The organism is Arthrobacter sp. 05L417 (genome assembly GCF_056397865.1).
This window is the reverse complement of sequence record NZ_JBFTOG010000119.1, coordinates 1-529: the sequence shown is the minus strand read 5'-3', so window position 1 is coordinate 529 and position 529 is coordinate 1. Positions and strand designations below refer to the sequence as shown.

The following is a 529-nucleotide window of genomic DNA, read 5'->3' as shown; positions in this document are numbered from 1 at the left end:
CCGAGGTCAGGTTGGCCAGGGCCACGTTCGCGCCGATCACGGGACGGGAGGCCAGGACCGTGGTGGTGGTGCCGGTGCAGGTGTAGGTGTAGGCGGGGGCGGTGCCGGCCTCGGTCCAGGGCACGGAGCAGTCATCGACGGTGACCTGCAGGCCCATGGTGGTGTTGGTGTCCAGCAGGGAGGACGGGGCGGCCGCGGTGGTCAGGGTGATCGCGGAGAGGTTCTGGTTCCCGGCGGCGTTGGCCAGGGTCGCCACGCGCTGCACGGTGTCGCCCGGGACCAGGCCGGACGCGGCGACGTTGAGCCGGTTCGCTGCGGTGCCTGTGGTGCCCAGGGCGATGTTCACGATGCCCGAGGCCACGGTGTTGCTGGCCGAGGTGCTGGAGGTGAAGGCACCGTAGGTTCCCAGTCCCGCCACGCCGGCAGCTGTGCCGACCAGGGCCAGGGAAGCAATGACTTTACCGGTGGTGGTTTTCAGGTTGAGACCCATGATGAAATTTCCGTTTCTTGAAGCCCGTGAGACCGGGAC

The 529-nt window shown here is 68.2% G+C and carries 1 protein-coding gene; it reads right to left on the bottom strand.

Annotated features, from left to right (window positions below; genetic code table 11):
• On the bottom strand, positions 1–490 hold a 490-nt coding region (locus AC1DJW_RS26575), incomplete at its 3' end, for a TasA family protein (protein WP_476902969.1).
• Between the last annotated feature and the right edge of the window lie 39 nt (positions 491–529).